The sequence below is a fragment of the Salirhabdus sp. Marseille-P4669 genome (assembly GCF_900240405.1).
In the GTDB taxonomy this organism is placed as follows: domain Bacteria; phylum Bacillota; class Bacilli; order Bacillales; family Alkalibacillaceae; genus OEQK01.
On sequence record NZ_OEQK01000003.1, the window covers coordinates 320273 to 341578 of the forward strand.

At 36.6% G+C, this 21306-nt stretch carries 27 protein-coding genes; 3 read left to right on the top strand and 24 right to left on the bottom strand.

Annotated elements, in window-relative coordinates; all coding sequences use genetic code 11:
* Positions 1-55 precede the first annotated feature (55 nt).
* Genes C1A05_RS08155 through C1A05_RS08180 form a run of 6 tightly spaced genes read right to left on the bottom strand, consistent with a single transcriptional unit; the run spans position 56 to position 3191 of the window.
* Positions 56-691 carry a hypothetical protein gene (locus C1A05_RS08155; protein WP_102027706.1) on the bottom strand — a complete coding sequence of 212 codons (636 nt, stop codon included), beginning with the start codon at positions 689-691 and terminating at the stop codon, positions 56-58.
* Positions 684-1358 (bottom strand): TNT domain-containing protein, encoded by a 675-nt coding sequence (locus C1A05_RS18270; protein ID WP_159462031.1) that lies wholly within the window; start codon positions 1356-1358, stop codon positions 684-686. The genes C1A05_RS08155 and C1A05_RS18270 overlap by 8 nt, the downstream gene beginning before the upstream one ends.
* Complete coding sequence (locus tag C1A05_RS08165) at positions 1331-1933, bottom strand: hypothetical protein (protein WP_102027708.1); 603 nt, start codon at positions 1931-1933, stop codon at positions 1331-1333. Before C1A05_RS08165 ends, C1A05_RS18270 begins: the two co-directional genes overlap by 28 nt.
* The gene (locus C1A05_RS08170; protein WP_102027709.1) at positions 1930-2238 is read right to left on the bottom strand and encodes a hypothetical protein; all 309 of its coding nucleotides are present in this window, start codon (positions 2236-2238) and stop codon (positions 1930-1932) included. Before C1A05_RS08170 ends, C1A05_RS08165 begins: the two co-directional genes overlap by 4 nt.
* A 27-nt stretch (positions 2239-2265) precedes the next feature.
* Positions 2266-2490 (bottom strand): hypothetical protein, encoded by a 225-nt coding sequence (locus C1A05_RS08175; RefSeq protein ID WP_102027710.1) that lies wholly within the window; start codon positions 2488-2490, stop codon positions 2266-2268.
* Positions 2490-3191: a DUF4176 domain-containing protein gene (locus C1A05_RS08180; protein ID WP_159462032.1), complete on the bottom strand. Its 702-nt coding sequence runs from the start codon at positions 3189-3191 to the stop codon at positions 2490-2492. The genes C1A05_RS08175 and C1A05_RS08180 overlap by 1 nt, the downstream gene beginning before the upstream one ends.
* Positions 3192-3563: 372 nt before the next feature.
* Here C1A05_RS08180 and C1A05_RS08185 point away from each other — a divergent pair, with 372 nt between their 5' ends.
* Positions 3564-4220 (top strand): type 1 glutamine amidotransferase domain-containing protein, encoded by a 657-nt coding sequence (locus C1A05_RS08185; protein ID WP_102027712.1) that lies wholly within the window; start codon positions 3564-3566, stop codon positions 4218-4220.
* Positions 4221-4257: 37 nt separating this feature from the next.
* Here the strand turns inward: C1A05_RS08185 and C1A05_RS08190 are convergent, their stop codons facing one another.
* The 4 genes from C1A05_RS08190 to map form a co-directional block, all read right to left on the bottom strand.
* Positions 4258-5037, bottom strand: a complete 780-nt coding sequence (locus tag C1A05_RS08190; RefSeq protein WP_102027713.1) for a tyrosine-protein phosphatase — start codon at positions 5035-5037, stop codon at positions 4258-4260.
* Between the two features lie 126 nt (positions 5038-5163).
* Positions 5164-5985 carry a multinuclear nonheme iron-dependent oxidase gene (locus C1A05_RS08195; protein ID WP_102027714.1) on the bottom strand — a complete coding sequence of 274 codons (822 nt, stop codon included), beginning with the start codon at positions 5983-5985 and terminating at the stop codon, positions 5164-5166.
* Positions 5986-6022: 37 nt separating this feature from the next.
* On the bottom strand, positions 6023-6433 hold the full coding sequence (locus C1A05_RS08200; RefSeq protein WP_102027715.1) for a flavoprotein: 411 nt from the start codon (positions 6431-6433) through the stop codon (positions 6023-6025).
* Between the two features lie 133 nt (positions 6434-6566).
* Positions 6567-7316, bottom strand: coding sequence for a type I methionyl aminopeptidase (gene map, locus C1A05_RS08205; protein WP_102027716.1), 750 nt, complete (start codon positions 7314-7316; stop codon positions 6567-6569).
* Between the two features lie 287 nt (positions 7317-7603).
* Between map and C1A05_RS08210 the strand changes: the two genes are divergently transcribed.
* Positions 7604-8464, top strand: a complete 861-nt coding sequence (locus tag C1A05_RS08210; RefSeq protein WP_102027717.1) for a dimethylarginine dimethylaminohydrolase family protein — start codon at positions 7604-7606, stop codon at positions 8462-8464.
* A 102-nt stretch (positions 8465-8566) separates the two neighbouring features.
* Here the strand turns inward: C1A05_RS08210 and C1A05_RS08215 are convergent, their stop codons facing one another.
* The 9 genes from C1A05_RS08215 to C1A05_RS08255 all read right to left on the bottom strand — a co-directional run bounded on the left by C1A05_RS08215 (position 8567) and on the right by C1A05_RS08255 (position 17487).
* Positions 8567-10489 (bottom strand): endonuclease MutS2, encoded by a 1923-nt coding sequence (locus tag C1A05_RS08215; protein WP_102027718.1) that lies wholly within the window; start codon positions 10487-10489, stop codon positions 8567-8569.
* A gap of 412 nt (positions 10490-10901) precedes the next feature.
* Complete coding sequence (locus tag C1A05_RS08220; RefSeq protein WP_102027719.1) at positions 10902-13043, bottom strand: ATP-dependent helicase; 2142 nt, start codon at positions 13041-13043, stop codon at positions 10902-10904.
* A 184-nt stretch (positions 13044-13227) separates the two neighbouring features.
* Positions 13228-13656, bottom strand: a complete 429-nt coding sequence (locus C1A05_RS08225; RefSeq protein ID WP_102027720.1) for a DUF2935 domain-containing protein — start codon at positions 13654-13656, stop codon at positions 13228-13230.
* 156 nt (positions 13657-13812) lie between these two features.
* Positions 13813-14433, bottom strand: coding sequence for a class I SAM-dependent methyltransferase (locus C1A05_RS08230; RefSeq protein WP_102027721.1), 621 nt, complete (start codon positions 14431-14433; stop codon positions 13813-13815).
* Positions 14434-14594: 161 nt separating this feature from the next.
* Positions 14595-15236 (bottom strand): hypothetical protein, encoded by a 642-nt coding sequence (locus tag C1A05_RS08235; protein WP_102027722.1) that lies wholly within the window; start codon positions 15234-15236, stop codon positions 14595-14597.
* 109 nt (positions 15237-15345) lie between these two features.
* On the bottom strand, positions 15346-15852 hold the full coding sequence (locus C1A05_RS08240) for a nucleoside deaminase (protein ID WP_102027723.1): 507 nt from the start codon (positions 15850-15852) through the stop codon (positions 15346-15348).
* Between the two features lie 117 nt (positions 15853-15969).
* Complete coding sequence (locus C1A05_RS08245) at positions 15970-16374, bottom strand: hypothetical protein (RefSeq protein ID WP_102027724.1); 405 nt, start codon at positions 16372-16374, stop codon at positions 15970-15972.
* Positions 16375-16495: 121 nt separating this feature from the next.
* Positions 16496-16849: a VOC family protein gene (locus C1A05_RS08250; protein ID WP_102027725.1), complete on the bottom strand. Its 354-nt coding sequence runs from the start codon at positions 16847-16849 to the stop codon at positions 16496-16498.
* A 164-nt stretch (positions 16850-17013) separates the two neighbouring features.
* Entirely contained in the window at positions 17014-17487 is a 474-nt protein-coding gene (locus C1A05_RS08255; RefSeq protein WP_102027726.1) for a GNAT family N-acetyltransferase, read from the bottom strand.
* A gap of 247 nt (positions 17488-17734) precedes the next feature.
* On the opposite strand from C1A05_RS08255, the gene C1A05_RS08260 reads away from it, so the two are divergent.
* Entirely contained in the window at positions 17735-18577 is an 843-nt protein-coding gene (locus C1A05_RS08260) for a hypothetical protein (protein WP_234998419.1), read from the top strand.
* A gap of 40 nt (positions 18578-18617) precedes the next feature.
* Here the strand turns inward: C1A05_RS08260 and C1A05_RS08265 are convergent, their stop codons facing one another.
* The 5 genes from C1A05_RS08265 to C1A05_RS08285 form a co-directional block, all read right to left on the bottom strand.
* Positions 18618-19322 (bottom strand): SRPBCC domain-containing protein, encoded by a 705-nt coding sequence (locus C1A05_RS08265; protein ID WP_102027727.1) that lies wholly within the window; start codon positions 19320-19322, stop codon positions 18618-18620.
* A complete protein-coding gene (locus C1A05_RS08270; RefSeq protein ID WP_102027728.1) occupies positions 19303-19635 on the bottom strand; it encodes an ArsR/SmtB family transcription factor in 333 nt (110 codons plus the stop codon). Before C1A05_RS08270 ends, C1A05_RS08265 begins: the two co-directional genes overlap by 20 nt.
* 325 nt (positions 19636-19960) lie before the next feature.
* A complete protein-coding gene (locus C1A05_RS08275) occupies positions 19961-20251 on the bottom strand; it encodes a hypothetical protein (protein ID WP_102027729.1) in 291 nt (96 codons plus the stop codon).
* Positions 20252-20278: 27 nt separating this feature from the next.
* Positions 20279-20761: a hypothetical protein gene (locus C1A05_RS08280; RefSeq protein ID WP_102027730.1), complete on the bottom strand. Its 483-nt coding sequence runs from the start codon at positions 20759-20761 to the stop codon at positions 20279-20281.
* Positions 20751-21272 carry an RNA polymerase sigma factor gene (locus tag C1A05_RS08285; RefSeq protein WP_159462033.1) on the bottom strand — a complete coding sequence of 174 codons (522 nt, stop codon included), beginning with the start codon at positions 21270-21272 and terminating at the stop codon, positions 20751-20753. Before C1A05_RS08285 ends, C1A05_RS08280 begins: the two co-directional genes overlap by 11 nt.
* Between the last annotated feature and the right edge of the window lie 34 nt (positions 21273-21306).

The window sequence follows — 21306 nt, forward strand, 5'->3', positions numbered from 1 at the left end:
TACTAAGAAGTGAAAGAGCCCTGGAATAACACTGTTTCTTTAAAATTATATAGAACTATTTCCCCAAAAATAAACGTCTAACTCTTTCCTCAGTATTCATATCAGGCTGGACATCTACTTTCCATTTGTTACATAATTCGGTAAAATTCTTTAAGTCCTCAGAGAAATTGTACAAAACTAAAAATGCACTTGGAGCTTCTCTATTTGAAACAAGATTGACCTTTTCTAAGTTTGGAGTTAGATAGAAAATATTGTAGAGGTCATTCTCCCCAGTTACCCTTGCTAGATTTATTACCTTCCTCTTGTTTTGGAAAATAGAAAAATATTGACTACCCACTTTTGAACTTATTAAATTACTTAATAAGCTTGTATCTTGTGGATCAATCTTTAAAATTTGTCTTTGCGTTTGCAAATCATATTTTTCGGAACCCAAAATCGCTTCCGCATATAAAGCAAGTGCAAATACGCCATCACTCTTCGTCATGAAACTACCCCTAGAAAATTCTTTATCTCTTTCCATTAGTAGCAGCTGATAGTTACTTTGCTCCTCGTTGTACTGTAGTTCCACATATACATCTTGAGAAATATCGTTTTTTGTTTTCCGATAAACTCGAATTTTATATTGTTCCTCTTCTATGTCTTCATGAACATAAAAATCTGAACCTAAATTTCTTTTCAATAAGTTAATCAACATCTACACCTACTTCATTAACTGATATTTTTATTATATAACCTTCTCTTTCTAGCTCTATTATTTTATAAACGCTACCATCCGGATGATATTTTATATACTGAATTCCACCACCTGGTCGATCAAACCAAGGAAGAACCTCGCCTCCCTTAACTTCCAATGTTTTTATTACTTCATATACATAATAGTCTGCAACGTCACTATGAAGTGCAAGTGCTCTTTTTTCATATGGAGTACCTTCTGGAGAGAAGAAGCCACCATCTGGTCCACCATACCTATCGATTCGTGTTCCGACGTCTAGAGTAATATCTCTTGGTTCACCAGCAAACCCATTATTTGGTGGCCAATTAACATGTCCGTTTTCTTGGTTGTAATAATCTGAGTTATCATATACTTCTTTATACTTTAAGTACATATCATCATTTGGTGCATAATCCCAGCCTTCTAGCTTTTGCCTATCTTCTTCACTAATCTTATTAATCTCCCTATCTGAATTATTTCGATCCCTCCGAGCTAGTTTCGTAACTTTCGCGTGCCCCACAACAGGGATCAAAGAACTCGCCGCTCCACCAACAACATACATAACCCCTTCCTCTTCCACCGCATCGGAAATGGATTGGGCTATGTTTTCCACTACACTCATCGGATCTTCAATAATATGCTCCAATGTTTCGGTAAACGCATCGAATCTGTTCTTTTAACCTTGGAGTTGTATAGATCCCACAATTGATCCATCTTGCTATCAAGACGACTTTTCGTACTTTGAATATCAGCACGTATATTTTCAATTCTACCTTCATTATATCTACTATTTGCTTTTTCTTCATCTGTTGGGTCATCAAACCATTCCCGCCCCGGACTTTTATACGTTTTGCTAATTGCTTTAGGTATATTATTTGAAATGCCATTTTCCAATTGTTTTAAATTATGATAGATGTCATTACGATCTACTCTCATTATGGCATTACGTGCAATTGGGGAGATAATAGAAGTGGTGTCGTTGACGTAGTCTTCAAAGAGGGTGAGTAGATCGTTGATTTGCGTTTCATATTCTTTAATATTTAATTCCGAGTTTTTAATCTTATCTCTCCATGCATCAATACTTTCGCCATGGTTCGTTTGTACGAAAGAATCGATATTCAGAAGGGCAGATCGCATATCCTCTAATGACCCTTGATACTTATGGAGCTGCGCTATAATATCATCCAAGATACCATAATTGATTTGTAAATCCCGTTTCAAGAAGAAGCCCCCTTGATCACGCTACTGATTTCTTCGTCGCTACGCCTCATTTCATCTAAAATGCTTTGTCCAGATTGATGGATCCAATTTAATTTATCCACTAAATCCGTATTCATGTCATTCTTCATGTTATCCAACAACGCATCTACTTTATCGATAAAGTCCGATTTAAAGCTACCTAATTGATCTCTCGTATTGTCTCTAAATGATGTCGTATAGCTTTTAAATTCATCGATACTATTCTTTAAAAGGTCCAAAGTAGATTGAAAGCTGTCCATATCTATTTTAATATCTGGCTTCGACAAATGTTTGCACGTCCTTTCTTTACTCTCTTATCGGAAAGAAACGGATTGAATTCTATTAATCAACCGATCTATTTCCGATACCATATCATCTACAATATCCCGCATTTCCTCTTGGACAGAGGCATTGTCCAAGTCCATTTGGTTAAAGTTTTGAAGGATTTCATGGCGAGCGTCTTCTAAATTATCAATAACTCCACTATCTAAGTTCGCATACAATATCCCTTGGCAAAAGCTATATGTGTATAATCCCATTACGAATCACCTACTTTTTGTTCTTCCAATTCTCGCTGAAGTTTTCTCATTTCGCTCCCAGAAAACTCAATTGATTTCATATCCTTTTCCACAATAAATTCTTCCTTAATTAACAGCTCAAACGCTTCTTCCATATCATCTTTATATCCTTGGTGAACAATCTTTTTAATTAAAGGGGCAGTAAAATAAATTTGCGTTCCAGGCTTCATTTCCCCAATTGGGTAAACCACTCCTGCATATGGGAAATAACTAGTATAGTTTTGAGGGGCTATGTATCTGCCGGTGATGACAATCTTGGAGGAACTGGATGTGTCTCGACCTGGTTTAAAATACGTCGGGTCTAATTCCACGACAGAGCCCAATGGTAATACTTCTCTCATAATTTCAATACAGCTCGTTAACAACCGAACATACGTCTCTTCGTCTAAGGAAAACTGTTTATCAAAAAAAGTAATGGTGTGTAATGTATCGTGCGTGTAGGAGATAGTGGTTTGATGACTATTCAAATTGACCTTGGAGACTTTTTTCTTATAGGCTTTATACAAATCTTCTAATAATACGTGGTCCGTTATAAACTGGGTAAAAAATTCCCTAATCCGATGTCCTACTTCTAACTGCTTTTGCTTTTCTAACGAGTGCACAATTTGCTCTACTTTATGGAGAGCTAATGTCTTTAGCTTTTCTTTATATTCGATATTCATCGTATATTCCTCCCCCATCTATTTTTCATACTCCGAACCTATGCTATAAGTAAATAGTAATTCCAAAAATATGCAATTACAATATTACTATATGGCTATTTTGGATGTGGTAGGAACGTACTAGGGAACATTCTGAACCAAATGTTATAGAATTAACCTCCGATTTTGCTGAATTTTTACCCTGAATTGCATAAATATTTTTTTAAATTGAAGGAATTTCACCATAAACCTTTGAAAAATGCTCACAACCAAGAGAAAAGCCGGTTATCTTATAAGAATTAAGATTTCACCAGAAAGCGAATACCTTTTCCGAATGACTTTTTACAGACCGGTTAAACTAGCAAAGATGTATTTGGTAAAGGAGGACATAATATGAGCAAGAAAATTTTAATGGTCGTTACCAATCACACAACAATTACGGACGATCATAAGACCGGACTATGGCTCGAGGAATTTGCCGTTCCTTATTTAGTCTTTAAAGAAAAAGGATACGATGTATTGGTGACAAGTATTGCTGGTGGAGAAGTGGCACTAGACCCGAATAGTATTGAGGAAAAAGCGGAATGGAAGCAGGCTGAAGAGGAGCTTAAAAATACAGTTCCATTATCGAAGGAACACGCACAAGGCTTTGACGCAATCTTCTTACCTGGTGGACATGGGACGATGTTTGATTTCCCAAACAGTGAAACCCTGCAATACGTCCTCCAGCAATTTGCCGAGGAAGGAAAAGTCATTTCTGCTGTTTGCCATGGTCCAGCTGGCTTGGTCAATGCTACATATAAGGATGGTACTCCAATTGTAAAAGGAAAGAACATAACTGCATTTACCGATTCTGAAGAAAAGGAAATGCAGCTTGATCAACATATGCCCTTTTTACTAGAAACGATCCTACGAGAAAAAGGCGGCGAATTTCATTCCAAAGAAAATTGGACAGTGCACGCTATCCGTGACGGAAACTTGGTAACAGGTCAAAATCCACAATCTAGTGAGGCGACAGCTCTTAAAGTAGTGGAAGCATTAGAGTCATAACATATGAGAAGGTCCTCCTTTTTTCAGGAGGACCTTCTCATTCATCTTCTAATAAATGCTCTCTTAAAACTCGAATATCTTCATCAGATAAGCCTAAGGCATGCTTAACAAATCGTTCCATGCTTTCGTAATGTGCTTCTACTTCATCTAAAAAGGTATTGATGTATTCAGCTCTTGCTTCAAACAACGCATCCAATACATCTTGTTCAATACCTGGCAAATGATTATAACCAATATCATCAAAGTGTTGATTCATTTGCTCCAGCGTATGGTTTGTGTATAAGTAATCTTCCACTATTTGCTCTCGAGGCACTCCGAGTATTCCTAAGAGGATTGCCGCAACTGCTCCTGTACGATCTTTTCCTGCCATACAATGAAACAATAATGGCTGCCGAGGCTCGGAAAGTACAACCTTCATTACATGTTGAAAAGCACTTTTAAATGTGACCATGTTTTTATTTAAATCAAGCAACATCTCTCCTGGTTTCGTCTCGCGCAACGCATCGATAAAACTCGTTTCATCTCCAACCTGACCCATCATTTTTTCATCCGATAGAACCGGTGTATGATACCAAGTAGCGCCTTCCAATTCTGGGTCTGGATAGCGAGTCACTTCACCATCTCCACGCAAATCACAAATCTTTCGAATCCCCAAGGAACGAAGCTTTTCAACATCATTTTCCGTTAATTGACTTAAGTTTCCAGAACGATAAAGCATGCCGACCTTCACTCTTTGACCACTTTCGGTACGATATCCACCTAAATCACGGAAATTAAAACAACCTTCTAAGGTAATCTCTCGCAACGTGTTTTTCATCTTTTCGCCACTCCTATGTATCCATTAACTAGATTATAATAGAAAAATGATAGAAAACGATAGTTCTATAACGTTTTACAGTCATAATACATGATCCATGCCATAACCAGCGTGACCCCGAAACCCCTACGAAGGAACCGATTTAACCAAATCATAAAGCGTTGGTAGTTGCTTCGCTAATATCTCTTTCTCCGAACGCCATTCAAACGCAGGACCAACTCCTCCATATTCTAATGCAACCACCCAAGGCTCTGGAATATCTCCATCCTTAATTTTATTCATAACCCATGCTGCAATCTCCCAATCTTCCCTTGTCATTGGCATACTATCCCGTAAACGTCCCTTTTCGTCAGGTTGAATCCCCGTAACATGCAGTTCCTTTAGATGCTCGAGAGGCAATTTGGTTATATAATCATAGACATCATAACCAAGGGACATCGATGTCATTCGAGCATGTGCAGTATCTAATAAAAATCCACACCCTGTCTGCGTTACAATTTCACTTAGAATATCCGGGTCAATAATAGGCTGCATCATGTTTTCGCCTTCTCCCCTGCATATTACATTTTCTACTATTATCTTTTCCGCACCTACTTTTTCCGAAGCAACCTCTATATCCTCAATGGCTGCCTTTACCATTTGCTTTCTATCAGCTGGATTTCTTGTTAGAACATCCATATTTGGATAGTCTTTAGCAAATGCTACCGCATGAATATTCACAAAAGGGGTTTCCGTACGCTCTCTTAAATCCTGAATAAGCTCCCAATCCACCTCTGCCATTTTTTTATTACCGGCGTTTAATGCAAAATGTATGTAACAAGGCTTTGTAGCTTCTGCTCGTTCTATTAATTCCTTACTAAAATCAGGACATTTAAAGATATCGATTGCAACAGAATCATCCTTCACCAATTGCTCCGCTTCTTTCGAAAAATTAACAGCGAATTTCATGTACTCACCTCATTTTTGCCTAACTTCCATTAATCCTCTACACCCTACTCAAGTTCTCTTTATTAATCCCTGCTTCAATATAGCTCCGAACTAGCTTCCATTCTCCATAAGCATTCTTTTTAAACGTATCAAAAAAGACATTGGCTGTTTCCAGGCTATTGCCATCGATTATCATTGATGCGGACAGTATGACGAGTATTTCATCATCTCGTAATGGTAAAATTGACAATTCCTCTAGTTCCCACTCCGCATTATTATCCATTGCAAAAGTAAATCCTTGCTCCCATCCTTGTATCGACTCTTCATAGCCAAAATCTGAAATTTCTCCACTTGAGACAACTTCTCTTGCTTGATAATCCTTTGAAATAATTTCCTTTAATTTATGAATAGCGGAATTTCTCCAAGTCGTAAAAAACGAATCTAGGAACGTGCGAAATGAAGTATCCATTGTGACCTCCTAAAAAATGTTTATCTAATACTTTCGTTAGTTCTTCGAAAATTCCTCTATTTCCATCTTGATCAAACAACATTCCAATCCCATAAAAAATGACTACAATCGTAGTCATTTTCATTCCATCCATTTATTCTGTTACAGTTATAAGTAGTGGGCCATCCTTCGTTACAACAACGGTATGTTCAATTTGTGCTACAAAGCTTTTTTCTTCTGTAGAAAAGGTCCATCCATCATCTTCTTGATAAACGAATTCGGCTTCTGTTGAAATAAATGGTTCAAATGCAAGAACCATTCCTTCCTCCAAAATTTCTTTATCCATCGCATCATAGAAGTTCAAAATATGTGCAGGGTCTTCATGCAACGCACGACCTACACCATGCCCTGTAAGATTTTTAATTACAGTAAGTCCGTTCGCACGTGCAGTTTGGAAGACCATCTTTCCTATTGCATTTTTACGTGTACCTGGCTTTATTTTTGTAAGCCCAGCATCAAACGCCTTTTTTGCCACATCGCAAATTTTAGTAAGAATGGGATCTCCTTCTCCAACAACAAAGGATAAGCCTGTATCCGCAAAGTAACCATTTTTCGACCCCGAAACATCAATATTTACTAGGTCACCCTCATGAATTACTCGGTCACTTGGGATTCCATGGGCAACCTCGTCGTTCACGCTGATACACGTAAATCCAGGGAAATCATATTCTCCCTTTGGTCCAGAGATAGCACCATGCCTTTCAAATAACTCCCCAGCATAATCATCCAATTCCTTCGTAGTGACACCTGGTTTTGTCATTTTAATTAATTCATCCCGAATCGTACCACATATGTTACCAATTTCTTTTAACGCTTGAAGTTCTTCATCTGTTTTGACAATCATTGTATTCCTCTTTTCTAAGGACAGTATATGTCGTCTCCTGTCCCAAAGTTAATTTTTCATAAACCTACTTTATACTTTATCGTATTCTGCTTGCTACTTAAACCATAGTATAGGATTTTTTTGCGTTTCATGTCCTAACCTATTGTACTATTTTTAAGGATAATTATGTAGGAATTTAATATTGATAAACTGTTTAAAAGAAAAAATTTTAAAGGAAACGGTTTTATGAAGCCAATAGTAACACATACTTTTTCTAGAAGGACCTTAAAAATTAGGAGGAACAAACCATGTCATCCGATTCCAATTATATATACGAGAAAACCCATTGCTTTACCGAATATGACACGTTAAAAAGGGTTATTTTATGCCAACCGCAATATATGACCATACGAGACGTGATCAATGATACACAAAAGAAATTTAAAGACGAGGGAATACATATTGAAAAAGCGTTGGAGCAGCACCGAGAATTTGTTCATCAGTTAAACGAGCACGGGGTTGAGACGATTTTACTTCCTTATCACAAAAAATACCCTGAACAGGTTTTCACACGGGATATTGGCTTTACACTTGGTCAAACGCTATTTGTTGCTCAAATGGCCCACGATGTACGACAAGGAGAAGAAAAAGTGTTGAAGGTTTGGTTGGAGGATGAAGAGATTTCATACTACGACCTAATTGGAGATAAAATAGAAGGCGGCGATGTCATTATCGATCGGGATACCATTTATATCGGCCTAAGTAATCGGACCAATGAGGATGCAGTGCGCCATGTCGAAAGCCTGCTAACGAATTTCGACGTGAAGGCGATACCGTTTAAAGAGACATACCTTCATTTAGACTGCGTATTTAACGTGCTTTCACCAGAGGTCGCCCTCATATACCCAGAAGCCTTAACGAAGGAAGATATCGAGTACTTCTCTTCCAAATATGAACTCATCGAGGTTTCCAAAGAGGAGCAATTTACATTAGGTACGAATGTATTAAGTATTGGGAACAACAAGGTTTTCAGTCTCCCGAACAACAAGAAGGTGAATGAGCAAATGCGTGCGAAGGACTTTGAAGTATTAGAAGTGGAGTATGACGAAATCATTAAATCCGGTGGCTCCTTCCGCTGTAGTACGTTACCGATTTTACGAGAAAGATGAATAATTGTCAGAGCTATCCTAAGCATAACAAAAGGAATCCTAAAAAATATAGAGTAGGACCAGGAGGCTTCTCCTGGTCCTACAAACCGTTTATTCATCGCGCTATTCAATCTCAATTGTTAATCCCTCAACATGTCTTTTTTCCATTATCCGACTTTTCTTTCGTTCCTCCTTTGATTTGAAAATTTGATCAAAATCATAACCGGCCGGATATAGTTCACTTGCTTTAATATGCAGCTTCAGAAATTTATGATTGATTGTCTTTTTCTCACCCTTCATTTGAATCACATAATTACCTCTACTGTCAGGTCCTGTGTAAACTATACCAGTTTCATCATTTGGGGAAACCTTCACATTATCACCCTGATCAAACTGAGGCACTACACCCTGTTTTTTCTCCTTTTTCACTGGTCTCGCATATCGATTCACTGCGATTTGTTTTTGATAGCTACGCTTGAAAGCTTCCTTACCTTCAAAATGAATGTGCTCTCGCTTCTCCTTGTAAATCAGCTCATATGCCCGTTCCACAAGCTCTGGATGCATTCCTAGCTTTATTGCAATTGGGAACGCTTGACTATTTCCTGCTTCCCCTACTAATAATTTGTATGTTGGCTGCAATGTATTTATATCGAACTCCATGGAACCATTGATAAATCCAGCCTTCTTCTGTGCTAAGGTTTTTAATTCACTATAATGGGTAGTAGCAAGTAAGGTTGCTCCTTTATCTACGAGCTGCTCCAATATTACCTGGGCAAGGGCCATCCCTTCATTTGGATCGGTTCCGGAGCCTAATTCATCTAATAACACAAGGGTATTATCATTGGTTTCCTCTAGAACCTGAATCATATTTTTCAACCTATAACTAAACGTACTTAAATTTTCATCAATGCTTTGACCATCTCCCATATCAACGAAAATGTTGGCAAATAGATGGATTGTACTACCCTCTTCAGCCGGAATGAGCAGGCCTGTCTGTGCCATCATACAAAGGAGGCCAACTGTTTTTAATGTTACTGTTTTCCCTCCTGTATTAGGACCAGTAATAACTAATGCTCGATCTATTCGGTCCAAATGGATGGAAAGTGGCACAACATTTCCTTTCAGCATTGGGTGTCGCGCCTTTATTAAGTGAATTTCATACTCTTCATTTAATTGAGGCAGGACACCATCTATGGACAATCCATGCTTCGCCTTCGCAAATAGCACATCATAATGAAGCATTGTATCCATGGCAATGTTTATTTCCTGCTCCTTTTCCAAAATCATATTGGTTAAGGTGTACAGAATTTGCTGTACTTCATGCTCTTCTGTCATTTTTAATAATTCCACTTCTCCCTGAATGTCTGCCACCGCCCTTGGGGTAATAAAGACCGTAGCACCTGAGGAGGACACATCCACAACCAAACCATCAACCTTATTTTTAAATTGCCTTTTCACTTGTAAGGCATAGCTACCATTTTTTCGCACGATATGCTTTTCCTGTAAATAGTCCGCGATGCGCTTCGAACGAGCTGCAGCCTCTGCCTTCTCTTTTCCTTCCTTTTCCCGTTGGTCAATTAGCCTTCTCACCTTGGCAAGTTCTGGTGTAGCATAATCATCGATTTGACCAAATTTCAGACAACGTGTTAATTCATCTTCCACCTCTTGAAGGTTTTCAATCGACCTTACATACGATGAAATCGTAGGAGCCACATTTTCCTTATCTCGCATAAATTGCTTCAGCTTTCGGCAATGGTCCAAAAAGGATTGAACCTTTGTTAGCTGTTCTGGTTTTAACGGTAGTCCCTTGTGTCCTTGCTCCAAATAAAGCTCTACATCGTCCAAGGAGTAAATCGGTACATTAGAGCTAATTTTTACAATTTCAATCGCTTCCTTTACCTCTTCCTGCATCCTTTCCAGCTGCGTTTTGTTTTGAATAAGCGGGCTAGATTTAATCTTCGCCTTTCCCTGTAGTGTTAATGCAAATTGTGAAACTTCCTTTAAAATGCGTTCGTATTCAAGCTTTTCTATTGTATTTCTATTCAATGTAATATCCTCCTTTTATATGTAAACATAAAAAAAAACGCCTCAAGCCTCTGCTTAAGACGGTAGTCATTGTCCCTTCACTTTTGGGTTTTGATAAAATGCTCTTAGGAATGAAATCCCAGCCCTAGAACAAATGCCTCTTATCAAAAAAAGCTATAGCAAACAACGCCATAGCTTTACGTATATACCTATACTTATCCGCTTCGTAGCTTGTTCTTAATTGTCCTGAAAAAGGCATTACAAATAAACTAGCTAAATCACTAGTTTTTCAACCTTTTACAAGCTATCCAATTATGGATTAATTAAGAACTGCCACACTCATAAAACAAACTCCTTTAAGTGAAGGGTTATAATTTAAGCTTAAGTATAATCATAACATCCAAATTTGTAAATATGTTGTACATATCATTCTTTACACTGCTTCAATCAATCCGCGCTCTAAACAAGCGGAAACAGATAGCTGCTTCGTTTCCTTCGAGAACTGTATTTCCATCTGATCCTCATCCAAATTCGTAATGATTCCTTGACCAAACGCCCGATGCTCGATTTTTAGTCCAACCTTGATGACTGCCTCATCTTTAATTGCATTGGGATTTACCGGAGCTTTTCGCTTTTTTACTTTGAATGTCTCCGGTTTATGAAGAACGTCTTCATTCGGATGTAAAATATTTTGCACATTCAAAACAAACATAGAGGGCTTCACTGCCTTCCCATATTTTTCACGGTATGCTAGCAGCTCCAAATGGTATCTCGCTCTTGTCATGCCAACGTAAAAAAGACGCACTTCTTCCTCTTGATCCTGTGCTTCCTTTGCTGGAATCACGCCTTGAACTAAGTCCACCATAAATACCGTATCAAACTCCAATCCCTTCGAACTGTGGAGAGTGGACAAGGTTACTGCATTCTCACCCTTGTTAAACCGAGAAGCTTTCATTAAGGCATCTAAGTGTTTGATTCGATTTGCAAACTCGATCAAGTTGTTCGTTGATTCCCCAATTTGTTCAAGGGAATACAGAGTCTCAAGAAACGTTTCCATCTTAAATCCGAGCTCTTTACACATCTTCTTTAATACCTTTTCATACCCAAAATCATCACGAATCGTTCGAATCACATGTCGCGGCGTGCGAAGTGTCATTTTACGATAAATGTCTTTAATCTTCTTGATTTTAGTAAGTTGCCAATCCTTCAATTCATCCATTTCCATCAAATGATCAAATACAGAAAGCTCTCGAGGTCCATTCCGTAGTTTCCCGACCTGGTGCTTCGTTAAATACAGATCAAACTTCGCGTACACCCGTTCAAAAATATCTACTCGTGTATTATCAAAGGCAAGGCGCATAAAGTTTAGGATGTCCTGCACTATCCAATGACTGAAAAAGCGGTTATTGGAATCCTTGATGTAAAAAGGTATTTTAGCCCGATCAAATGCATCCACTAATAGAATGGAAGAGGAATGATTCCGGAACAAAATGGCAACCTCTTTGTAACGCTCCAGCCTCTGTATCTTTTCTACCAAATAATTCGCCTGATATTGGTAGTCTGCGAGCATTTTTATTTCGATCGGCTTATGGGATACGTTTTTCGTAAACATATTTTTATCATAACGATTTTTATTTTGCTTTATAAATTGATTGGCTGCATTCACAATGTCTGATGACGAGCGATAATTTTGTTCCATTTTTAAAACTTGTGCTGTTGGATATGCGTTTTTAAAATCCATTAAATACTGGGGCTCAGCTGCTCGCCAACCATATATAGACTGATCATCATCCGCAACGACACATAGGTTTTGATGCTTTTCTACAAGCTTCTTTACAATATAATGCTGCACCAGCGATGTATCCTGACTCTCATCTGTTAAGACATAGTCATATCGGCTCTGATAGGATGCCAGAATATCTTCATCTCCTTGGAGAGCATGATATGCGATGGTGAGCATATCGTCATAGTCTACTAGAAGATTGCTTGTCCCATGCTTTTTATATTTTTCATATTCCTGTAGGATTTCCAACGCCTTTGGAACCTCACACTTTACCGTTCCCCATTTGTTATCTGGTATGAGCTTATTTTTCACAAAGCTAATATAGGTCGTTAACTCGTCCAATTGATCGTCAGTAATTGGCTCTTGATTCAAAGATTTATATAAATTTCGCAATAAAATCTTCTTGTTTATTCCGCTTGGATTGTCCCCTTCAATAATTTGATAAGAAACACCCTTACGTCTAAAATACTTCCGAACGACTTCAAATGCTAGACTATGAATCGTTGAAAAATCAACAGATGGAAGTTCTGGAAAAAAGCGCTGAAACCTTTCCTTCATATCATTTGCTGATGCATTACTAAAGGTAACAGCTTTGATTCGAGCAGGTTCTACACCCTTTACCTCGATCAAATAGCCAATTCTCATAATGATTGTAGTCGTCTTCCCTGATCCAGGTGAAGCTAATAGTAGCAATGGCCCTTCTGTATGTAGCACCGCTTTTTTCTGTATGGTATTAAGGGAAACCCCAATCTCTTGTTTTTTTCTCTTAAAGAAGCTTTTTCCTGTCTGCACAAAAACTAATCCTCTCTACCTTTAACTAATTTAATGGTAGCACGGATTTTAGAGGTTGTATATTACGTATGATGGATTACTAGAAAATGTTATATTTGGAGAATTCGGACTAGCCCGAGTTCCAAATAATTTCCCCAAAAGGAAACGGGACAAGAGACGCAATCGCACTCTTATCCCGTAATGATTATTGTCTTTGATATAAAATCGTTTGAGCAACTCCAATAAAGTATTCCGACTCTACAATAATATGATTCATGACAACCTTAGCTGTTGGATTAGTTTTTATTGGTTCACTCTTTTCCAAAAGAGACCTGCAAAAGTTAATAAACTGTTCACTCTGCTTCAAGCAAAAGGTTGTAAGCTGCAAAACATCCTGATACAGAGATGGGGATACTTGCCCATTTGTGCGGTTAACCGTTTCAATATAACGGATAACGCGCTGGTGTGCTTTGGCAAACTCCTTCTCCCATTCTTTTAAAGCTTTTACATATTCATCCTCAAGGTTTGTAACTAATTCCCGAATGACAACCGTATGCTCCTCCTCTTGGTGCTTCCAAAACTCTGCCTCATCCAAAACCCGGAGTGGCATCTGGTTTCCATAATAATATTGCACGCTTTAGCTCCTCCAATCTATGTAGTATTAGTACCAACATATTCGAAGGATGTAGCAGTAGAACCTTATCGAAAGGTTTGATTAAACAATTGTAGTTACATAGGTTTCAAACAAACGAATGACACCTTTATTAATGTCCACAACCGTGCTGCTCCTCTACTTATTCCTCAAAATAACAGATTGAAAGTTAAATTTCCCACCAACTATTTCTTTCGGTACTACTTCAAAATATTCGATATGGAAGAATTCTACCAATAATTCTTTTAGAGATTCATCTTCATAAAAGGAAAAGAATCTCTTTGGGCTATAATGATCCTCCTCCCATACCCCTTCCCAATTTTCTCCACCATACACGCCTAAATAAAATAACCCAGACGGTTTTAACACCCTTTTTATCTCTTGTAAAACATCCTTAATATCTTCCTTTGGAGTGTGAAGTAGACAATTAAGAGCCCAAATGGAATCAAAGTGGTGATTGGGAAAAACAAGATTGTAGAAGCTCATAACCTCTGCATCTAAGCCCTTTTCCTTGCACAGTTTAATCATATCAGGTGAAATATCGGTACTGAAGGTCCTTAAGCCTTGCTCTTTAAAATAAAGACTATCTTTCCCTGGTCCCGCTCCAATTTCTAGTAGACTGTTACAATTATATTGTCGAATGTAGCTCAAAAAGTTGTCTCTTTCTTTAACCTTCCAGTCCTGTACATTTGAAGTATTCCTTTCCAAGGCTTTTTTGTTATAGGATTCTATAATATTTTTATCGAATGTGCTTGTCATTTTTATTCTCCTTACTATAGCCAGTTTATTTCCCTTCCTTACATCACATCTTCATCACGAAACTATATATTAGCACAAAATTAAACAAATTCAGAATAATATATAAAATAAATTAGCTCCGACCCTAATTGGATTCGAAGCTAAGATTATTTTATCGGTTTTTAATTATGTAAACTCTTCACTCTTTCATCCACATACTGCAAATCAAATTGCATCCGATCATTTACTCTAAATGCAGATAAGTATTGATCAGAGCCACGGTAATAATACATAACATTTGTCTCATTATCTACCGCTGTTGGTTCTCCTAAGCCAAGATCTGACTTTTCACTCACAAGATGCAACGGAACACTTCCTACAATATGATTAATCTTTGAATCCATAACAAACGCAACTACATAAGAACCATCAACAAAACTCCAATTTGCTTGACCTGTCATATCATCGATACTGTCAGGTTTTCCAAATTCTAGTGATGCCTCTTCAATGGACATTCCTAGACGAATCAAATTAATTCGAAATTCGGTAGTGCCATAGTCTTCACTAACATTCAGGAATCCTGCAGAATACACCGAATGGAATTCTTTTTCACTTTCACTACTAATCTTACTTTCATTCTCTGAATCCACTTCCGTTTCATCATTAGTAGTGTTGTCTACTTTCTCTATTTCCCCATTTGGTGATATATCTTGAGCTGTTTTTACGGATTCATTAAACTCGCTATTAGCTGACTCACTTCCTTTATTATCATTTGTACAACCAACTAAAAATAGAATAATAAGTAAAATGATTGCTTTTTTCATAATGTACTCCTTTGTACGGACTAAATATTATAATAGAACTTTTTACCTATTATATTGGTGGCACGTGGAATACACAATAGTTTTTGGTAAAGTCATCATGAATCCTTTGTCAAGTTAAGGCATTTCGTAAATTTACAATATTGTTCGGATTACCAGTCCACTTACTCATCAGTTCCTGTTGTCTAATTTTTAAATCCCCATATGGTTCTTCCATTATGTCAACTTCATCGAACCTTTCATTTAATACATTTGCTGCTCGAATCTTTCGATAACCACCAAACCCTGTATCATCATTTAGCAACCAAACTACTCTTTTAATATTTGCAAATAAAATCCCACCTGTACACATAGGACAAGGCTCCAAAGAAGTATAGATAGTAAATTTCTGACGATTCACTTTCGCAGTCAATATGGCTTGTCCTGAATTTCGTATTGCATTGATTTCTGCGTGAGCCGTTGCATCTTGATGTGGATGTACTTGGTTTCGTCCTTTAGCTATTAAATTACCATCTTCATCTACAATTACAGCTCCTATTGGATATGTATTTTCATTAAGGGCTTTTTCAGCCTCTTTTAACGCTATTTCCGAAAAATATCTATCCTTATCAAAACTCATTATTCTTTCCTCTCTAATTATCGTTTTCAGCATTTATTCTTCTATTGTTCCTAAACCGCTGTCGTACTTCACCCTTAGAATATATCCTTCAATTTGATATACCTATTCGTTCAACAATCAGCTAATCCGCTCTTCCGTTTCCCTAACAATCATCCACTTCTCATTCATACGCATCCAATTTTCAATCGTAAATAACCTTGCTAAAATCTCCTCATTCTTAACAATCAATTGTTCATAAAACACAACAGCATTTTTACTATTTCGTAATCGAATCACTCTATTCTCAAATCTTTTTTGTGTACCCATATAATGCTTGACGGATTGTTCCATTCCACTTATCGCGTCTAGTTTGGAGAAGAAAATCGGTTTTTCCTGTGCGCTATTGAAAAAAGAAACATAATAATCACTAGTCATTCGATCCACTAAGGATGTATCTCCTGTAAGCATTGCATTGCTCCAGTCGTTAATAAACTGATTATGCATATTTGTAAATTCCTTTAAGGATTCCTGTACATCTAGCATTGCGAGCCCTCCCGTACGATATTATCTGTTTATAATTCAACAGGATGGATTGTATTCCCTTCTTTATCCAAAACGGAATAAAAAAAGAGTTGAAGGTAAAACCTTAACTCCCTTTAATAAGCTATTTAGCTTCTTGAACAAATCCTAGTTCATTGCCATCTAAATCACGGATTGTGAATTTTTTAGAACCCCAAGGTGTTGAAAAAAGTTCTTCCACTACTGATACTTTATCTTTTATTTCATCCCATAATTCTTCAACATTAGCAACGTTAAAATTAAATCTTCCATGTGATGGATAGTTTTCATCTTCCATAATAGCAAATGTAGCACCTCCGTCTGCTTCAAAGTGTGCATAGTTAGGCTTTTCAGGTGGCCAAGTTCCAGCGACTTGCAAACCCAAAATAGTCATATACCATTGCAACGCCTCATCAAAATTTTTAACATTTACTCTAACATGCGTTAATTTCGTATTCATTTTATCCTCCCATATACATTCCTGATATAAAAATAATTTCCCATGAAATGTTGATACTCTTCCCTAACTATACTCTGGCTCATTTCAGGTCTCCTTGTAAATCGAATCGATTCTCTAGAAAGTACTCATTTAAGAGTTTCCTTTTATCCTTAATGTTTCGTAATCTACAAAACTTTTTCCATTATATATTCATCATAAGGAAGGTAATCTAGTACTCTTTCACCTACAATCTGATAACCCTTATTCTCATACATTTTAGGTAAGTATGGATGGGTTTGAGCAACTGTTAATCTTATTCTCATTTCGTTCCTTTCCAAAAGAAAAGATTCTACGTAGTTCATTAATTTTGTCGCAATACCCTTACCCTTGTAAGCTGATTTAACAGCTAATCTACCTAACACATAACATTGCCAGTCCTCTCGATATTTTAATCTAACAGCGGCTATTATGGTATTAGTTATTTTTTCTCTCACTATCATTAAGATTGTGTTCTGGATCCAGTCCTGCACCTCTGTAACTTTCACCTTAGATGCACTTGTAGGAAACCCTAATTCTTCATTTTCTGAATAGCTATCATGATATAATCTCACTAATGACTCTGCATCATGACAATTTGCCTTCTCTATGATTACATCCATTTTCGCTCAATCCTCACTCGACCTATTTAATCCTTCTTTTGAAACTATCCAATTACTTACTTCCACTTAAAAAGCGATTCTCCTTCTTGAAGAAGTAATGTCTCAAATATTATTTTTACATATTTTAACTATTTATAATAGTCCGATTAATCATAAACATCTATAATATAGTTAAACAACTTTCTGCGAATACAATTCTTAAAACAAAGAAAAGACCTTGAAAAGATAATTTTGGAGGAAAAATAGATTGGAAATTCAAAGAACAATCAAAATTCGACCACCGATAAGGAATGCCATTATGCTCGTTTTCGTGCTGATGATTTTGATCTATGGATACAGTCATTACAAGAAAAGTGTTACATACCCTCCTATTCAAGTGGAATTGGAAGCCGATTTTTTATCTGATACATACTTTTTAGAACTATCGGAGCAATACGATATAATTCGGTCCGAGCATCGAAAGTGGTATATTTTAGACCATTCCAAAGCAATAGCTTCACATGCGATACTTACACGTATGATGGATGATTTGGTGGAAAATCAAGAGCTTTTGCATGGACATAAGCATTTTCACATCTTCTTCGCCACATTTGATCAACATGTTAAACAGCTTCCTTATATTACAAAGGAAATCCATTATTTTCGTAATGAATTAAATAAATATAGTGGTGCACCTGAAAAACTAGAAGATATGATAGAACTAGCAGCATGTGGGAAATGGCAACTATTTAGCGCCAAGTATCACAGGTATGAAGTAGACGAATACGACGCTGCCCATAATGTAAAATTCATATCATCCGATGGTCGCTTTGAGGTGGTCTACAATTATGAAACTGGTGAGATGATCACAGATCCAATAAACATGGGAACCTACAATTATGCCCCTGGAAGTATACTTATATGGAAGTATTATAAGCACCATAATTATGATAAGGTTCCTTGGAAGGAATGGGGCAATACGGATGAAGTTTCATATGAGGAGATTAAACAAAGAGTGACGAGACATGGATCAACAGAGCAAAAGAATAGCTCTGATGCACTTGAAGAGTTGATAGAAAACAAAAACTTGGAATCCCTGTCGTGTTCATAAAAAAAGATGCTATCCTTGTAGCATCTTTTTTTAAAACAATTTAATATGGCACTGGATAAACATCAACCGGGCAGTTTATTTGTAGCTTTTCATCTTTTCTTCCTACGGTTAAGGTAACCGCTTCATGATCGGCTTTACTGTTCAAAACTCGTTCAAAGGATTCATAGCCATTAATTTCCTCACTATCAATTTCCATAATAATATCTTCCGGCTTAATTCCTGCAGTTTCAGCTACAGAGCCTTCTTTAACCTTTATGACTTTTGTCCCTTTCACCCCATCGTTTGTCGTATGTACAATTCCAATAGAAGCCTTCCAAAACTTGGAGCGATTATCTGTATTTGTTTCATATACACTTTTTAGATTTTCTAAAAATTGACCTGTTCCAAAAAGCATATTTTCGATGGAAGCTTGATCCATTTGACTTATAAAGGAAGACTTGTATTCAATACTCACTCGAATTCCATCCTCTACATTCTCTAAAGTTGTAATTGTAGTAAAATCACCATTATTGCTTTGCAAAACAAAACGCTTCATTGGATCAATTTCGGAATAGATCCCCTCCGTTGTCGCTCCCCAACCATGATTCATAAAGCCTCTACCACCTACACGGAAATCAATCTCTGCATTTTTGGTATACCAACGATTTAAATGCTCAGGCTTTGTCAACGCATCCCACACCTTCTCCAACGATGCATTCACAACAATTTCTCTTTTTACCGAATCCTTAACCTTCATCTTGTTCATCCCGAAACTCTCCTTTTTCTACATAAGTTTTTAAATTTACGAGCTGCTCATCAAGTAATTCTCCGGTGTACTGAAGCATTTCCTGAAAAGCCATTTGGAGGTGGGTGAGGTTTAAGGAATAGAGACGATACTTCCCCTTCATGGTTACGGAAATAAATCCTTCCTCCAAAAGAACATGTAAATGCTTCTTAATAGCTGGTTGAGAGATGTCAAATGCATCAACGATTTCCTTTTGCGTTTTGTGACTAGATTTAAGCATTTGTAAAATACGCCGTCGCGTTAAATCACCCAATGCTCGATAAATATCTGGCATTATCAATCCCTCACTTTATACGTATAACCAATTGGTTATATATAATATAATTTTATTCCATAGCATTGTCAAGATTTTTCTGAAAATACATGAAATAATTTTTTCGTAATCCGTATCGTGACAGTTATTCCATAAAAAACAGACCATCAATACTTGAAGGTCTGTATCAACATTGCTATCGATTACTTCTCTTCGACGAGATAATCTCCTTACAATTGTTTCTCTATAAATTTACAAATAATATCTGTTTCGTAATATGACTGTACCACTTCAATCTTATATATATAGACAGTAAGTAGCCAAACGATTAAAACCATATATTCATTTATTTACTTTTAATTAAAAGAACTAATGAAATAACTGTTAATAAAGATGGTAAAATATAAAAATAGGAGATGGCAATAATTCCCGTCACACATGAAAGGAAAAGTAAGAATGAAGCATACTTTTTATTTCGTTTCATTAAATTAGCACCTATAATCGCTATTATGCCACTAATTACACCTAAAAAACCTATGTTTCCAAATGTATATGAATCATCGATAATAGCAAACAACTGACAAAATAACGATATTACAATACCTACAACCCCACCTACTATTGCTAATGTTTTCATAAAAACACTCCTTTTCAATTAATCTCACTAAAAGTACATTAATAGATTGTCAAAAAATAATAATATGAAAATATCGAATGAAATAACAAACCAGAATACTTTATTTTTAAAGAAAACATAATGAATGGCATTTGTTAAACATACAAAAGGAAAATAAAATAATATTAAACTGCTCGTAATTAAGGGCGCCTTCCCTAAATAGGATTGAGCAAAATAAATGATCATTCCTAATATTAAGAACCTTGCCATAATAATTAGTGCGAATAAGCTCCTCTTAAAAAGAATTAGTTTTTTAAATGGAGAAGGCTTGGCTGTTTCGATACTATGTACTTGTTCATTAATAGATTCTTCATGAGGGTCAAATGTATCTCGAACATTATTCAGTTGATCTTTACAAACATCACACTCTTTAGCATGTTCATTGATGATTTTTTGAATATTGTCATCTAAGTCCTGATATAAGGGCATTAATTCATAAACTAAGGCATGAATTATTTCGCTATTTCTCATTCTGACCCCTCCTCTTATTGTCTAAAAGCAATGTTTTCTTCAATCTGAATATCTTTGATTTAACCGTATTAACCGGAACATCTAAGAGCTGAGCTATTTCATCATACTTGTATCCGTAATACTCCTTTGCAAGGAAAATAGAGCGGTCTAGTTCGGAAAAATCTTTTAAAGCTTGTTTTATACTGTCCTTGACCACGAAGGTAATTTCTGGATTATCGGTATTACCTATTAGTTTGACCATGACATTTTCATCTTGGAAAAGTGAAGGATTTTTCTTCCGTTTATGATCAATAAATAGATTTCTTGCGCAAGTGATTAGCCAGCTACGAAAATATGTAACCGTTATAACTTGTTCCGGGTTTTTCAGAACTTTTAGAAATGTTTCCTGTATTAGATCTTCCGTTATTTGTTCATCATTTGTTAGTTTAAAAATAAAGTTCTTTAAATAGAGATAATGCTCTTTATACTCTCTCTCAATTAAAACAAACAAACTGTCGCGACTGTTGCTCATTGAACCTCTTTCCCCCCCACTTTCCATAAATGAA